At 67.3% G+C, this 4,109-nt stretch carries 4 protein-coding genes; 1 reads left to right on the plus strand and 3 read right to left on the minus strand.

Going from position 1 to position 4,109, the window contains the following annotated elements:
- The 3 genes from ACU0BR_RS04060 to ACU0BR_RS04070 all read right to left on the minus strand — a co-directional run.
- A partial coding sequence (locus ACU0BR_RS04060) for an FAD-dependent oxidoreductase (RefSeq protein WP_446155568.1) occupies positions 1-1,385 on the minus strand: 1,385 nt, incomplete at its 3' end.
- Positions 1,386-1,480: 95 nt separating this feature from the next.
- A complete protein-coding gene (locus ACU0BR_RS04065; protein WP_446155569.1) occupies positions 1,481-2,053 on the minus strand; it encodes a helix-turn-helix domain-containing protein in 573 nt (190 codons plus the stop codon).
- An 84-nt stretch (positions 2,054-2,137) separates the two neighbouring features.
- Positions 2,138-2,596: a GAF domain-containing protein gene (locus tag ACU0BR_RS04070; RefSeq protein ID WP_446155570.1), complete on the minus strand. Its 459-nt coding sequence runs from the start codon at positions 2,594-2,596 to the stop codon at positions 2,138-2,140.
- Positions 2,597-2,745: 149 nt separating this feature from the next.
- Between ACU0BR_RS04070 and ACU0BR_RS04075 the strand changes: the two genes are divergently transcribed.
- Positions 2,746-4,109, plus strand: a 1,364-nt coding sequence (locus ACU0BR_RS04075) for a gamma-glutamyltransferase family protein (RefSeq protein WP_446155571.1), incomplete at its 3' end; no start/stop codon positions are given.

The raw sequence follows: 4,109 nt of genomic DNA on the forward strand, positions 1-4,109 counted from the left end.
CCCTCGCGCGCGAACCAGGTCGCGCGCTCCCAGCCGTTGTAGCTGCCCATCTGCGCGCCCGCGGCGACCAGCCGGTCATGCAGCGGCGACAGTCGCTTGCCCCGCCCCGCGGGCCATTCGCGATGCGGAAAATGCATCGCATATTCGTGGCCGTAGGTTTCCATCGCCTTGTCGAGGCAATATTGCCGGTCGGCATAGCCGGTGAAGCGGCGCGGATCGACCGCCCACATGTCCCATTCGGTTTGCCCCTCGGTCACCCATTCGGCCAGCACCTTTCCCGCGCCCCCGGCCTGGGTGATGCCGAAGGTGAAGACACAGGCCTCATAGGCGTTCGGCACGCCCGGCATCGGCCCGATCAGCGGCAGCCCGTCGGGGGCATAGGGGATCGGCCCGTTGATGACGCGCCCGACGCCGGATTGGCCCAGCAGCGGCACACGCTCCATCGCGTCCTCGATATACCATTCCAGCCGCTCCAGATCGTCGGGGTACAGCTGAAAGCTGAAATCCTCGGGCATGGGATCGTCGGGCGTGACCCAATGCGCCTTGCAGTTGCGCTCATAGGGGCCGAGGTTCAGGCCGAACTTTTCCTGCCGCAGGTAATAGCTGCTGTCGACATCGCGCAAGAGCGGCAGCTTGCCGTTTTCGCGGCTCCACTCCTCCAGCTCGGGGATCGGTTCGGTCAGGAAATACTGGTGGCTCATCGTCACCATCGGCACGGTGCGCCCGCCGTGGGGCTTGAACCACTCGCCCACGCGCTGCGCGTAGTAACCGGCGGCGTTCACCACCTTTTCGCAGCGGATATCGCCCTTGTCGGTATGGACGATCCATTCGCCCGCTTCACGTGAAACGCCCGTGGCCGGTGTGAAACGCAGGATCTTGCCGCCCATCGCCCGCGCGCCCTTGGCCAGCGCCTGGGTCAGCTGCGCGGGGTCGATGTCGCCATCGTCGGGATCATAGAGCCCGCCCGCCAGATCATGCGTTTCCAGAAACGGGTAACGCTCCTTCATCTCGGCGACGCTGCACATCTGGATATCCAGCCCCTGATAGCGGCCCATCCCCGCCACACGCTCGAATTCCTGCATCCTCTCCTTGCTGTGCGCCAGCCGAAGCGAGCCTGTGACATGGTAGTTCATCGGATAATCCACCGCCTGTGCCAGACCCCGGTAGAGTTCGAGCGAATAGCGCTGCATGTTCATCACCGCCCATGAGCCGCTGAACGACGGGCAATTCCCCGCCGCGTGCCAGGTGGACCCGGCCGTCAGCTCGTTCTTTTCCAGCAGAACGCAGTCGGTCCATCCGGCCTTGGCCAGATGATACAGGCAGGACACGCCCACCGCGCCGCCGCCGATGATGACCACGCGGGCCGTTGTGGGGAAATCGCTCATGTCCGCTCCTCCTTGCTAATGAATGCGGCGCTTCGCGCCTGTTGGTTCACGGTGTTCAGATCGGCCCGCGCGCCCTGGTGTGTCGGCATCGCGGGTCAATAGACCGGGGGCGAGATCACCCAGATCACCACGGTCGGCGTGTCGGTTGAGTTGGCCCAGCGATAGCTTTGCCCCCGGATACGGAAACTGTCGCCTGCGCCCAGGGTGAAGGCGTGATCGCCGATCCATAGCTCCAGCGTGCCCGAGACGACAAAGCCGACCTCCTGCGTGGGGCGCGAGACCGGCGCCGCCATCGCCGCACCGGGCTGGAAGGTGGAATGAACCACCTCGAAACTGTCGGTCAGATCGGGCGAAAGCAGCTCCTCGATCAGGCCGCCCTCGCCGTTGCCGATCGGCCGACGCGCCGTTTTGCGCACGATCAGGCCCTTTTCCTCGGGGGTTGCGGCGCCTTCGCCAAAGAGGGTCGACAGCGGCACATCGAGCGCCGCCGCGATCTCGCGCAGATCCGCGACGGAAGGGTCGGACTTGTCGCGTTCGACCTGCGACAGCCACCCCACCGACCGGCCGAGACGCGCCGACAGATCGCTCAGCGTCAGGCCGCGCAGCAGGCGCAGGGCCCGCAGATCGGCCCCCAGACTGTGAGGAGAGGTGCTGGCCGACGCTGCCATCTTTCAGGTCCGTGAAAATTTAGCCATTTTTTTCACGATGGCACGGCGCGCCGATTCGCCGCAAGCGAATTTTCCGGGCGGAGCCTATGCCGCGCGGGCAAAGACCCGGTCCAGCATCGCCTGCAGCCGATCCGCATCCTGCCGCGAAAAGCTGGCGGGCCGGTTGCTGTCGATGTCGAACACCCCGATCAGCCGAGCTGCCCCATCGCGCACCGGCAGCACCAGTTCCGAACGGGTGGTGCTGGCGCAGGCGATGTGGCCGGGAAAGGCGTCCACATCGTCGACGATCTGCGCCCGCCCCTCGCGGGCGCAGGCCCCGCAGACCCCGCGCGCAAACGGGATCGTCAGGCAGCCGTGGCCGCCCTGATAGGGCCCGATCTTCAGCAGCTGCGGCGCGGTCACGCGGTAAAAGCCGGTCCAGTCGAAACGCGCGTCGCTGTGATGCACCTCACAGGCGACGGTCGCCATCAGCGCGACGGCGTCAGTCTCGCCCTCGGTCAGGCTGTCGATGATCCGGTCGAGGCTGTCGTAATCCACGGGCATGGGGCGGCTCCTGTCAAAGTGCGGATCGCAAGGGCTTAGCCCAGAGCGGCCCGCGCCGCCAGACGGAGGGGCGCACCATCGCCGCACCGCTTGGCATCGCGCCACAAGATCGCTAGCCTTCGCCGAAATAAGGAGAGAGGGAGCTGCAGTTGCGGGATTTTCACGAACCCGGCCGCTCGACCGTCATCGCGGTCAACGGCATGTGCGCCACGTCGCATCCGCTTGCCGCAAAGGTGGCTGTCCAGATACTGGAAGCGGGCGGCAACGCGGCCGACGCGGCCATTGCCGCGGGCGTGCTGCTGGGGATCTGCGAGCCGCAGATGACCGGGATCGGGGGCGATTGCTTCGTGCTGCTCAGCCCCGGCGACGGGGGCGAGATCGTCGCGCTGAACGGATCGGGCCGCGCGCCGGCGGGACTGCGCAGTGACGAAATCCGCGCCAAGGGGCACGACACCATGCCCCTGCACGGCGCCGAGGCGGTAACCGTGCCGGGGGCGGTCGACGCCTTTTGCCGCCTGTCGCGCGACTATGGCAAACTGGGCCTGAAAACCGCCCTCGCGCCCGCGATCCACTATGCGCAGGCCGGGGTGCCCGTGGCGCCGCGTGTGGCTTTCGACTGGGCGGCGGCGGCCGACACGCTGTCTGGCGATGCGCGCGCGCATTTCCTGCTGAACGGCACCGCGCCCGGGGTCGGCCAGATCTTCCGCGCCCCCGCCCAGGCCGAGGTTCTGCGCCGCATCGCCGATGAGGGCCGCGCGGGCTTCTACGAGGGCGAAGTGGCCGAGGACATGCTTGCCGCGCTCAATGCGCGCGGCGGCACCCACACGGCGGAGGACTTCGCCGCCACCGCCAGCGACTACACCACGCCGATCAGCGGCGACTACAAGGGGGTCGAGCTGGTCGAGCATCCGCCGAACGGCCAGGGCGCGACCGCGATCCTGTTGGCGAACATCCTGGCGCGGTTCGACATCGCCGCAATGGACCCCTGGGGCGCCGAGCGCGCGCATATCGAGGCCGAAGCGACCAAACTGGCCTATGACGCCCGCAACCGTTTCCTGGCCGATGCCGATCACACCGCGCGGCTGGACCACATGCTGACGCAGGCCACCGCCGACAGGCTGGCCGGGCTGATCGATCCGAAACGGGCCGCGCCCGACCCCGCGCGTCTCAGCGAGGCGGTCCACAAGGACACGGTCTATCTGACGGTGGTCGACAAGGACCGCATGGCGGTGTCGCTGATCTATTCGATCTACCATCCCTTCGGCTCGGGGCTGGCGTCGTCGAAATACGGCGTCCTGTTTCACAATCGCGGCGCGGGCTTCACGCTGGAACCCGGCCACCCGAACGAGGCCGCCCCCCGCAAGCGCCCGATGCATACGATCATCCCCGCGATGCTGCGCCGGGGGGGGCTGCCCACCATGCCCTTCGGCGTGATGGGCGGGGCCTATCAGGCCTGCGGTCACGCCAGAGTGGTTTCGAACATCGTCGATTTCGGATTGGAACCGCAGGCGGC

It is taken from the genome of Brevirhabdus sp. (assembly GCF_052826345.1).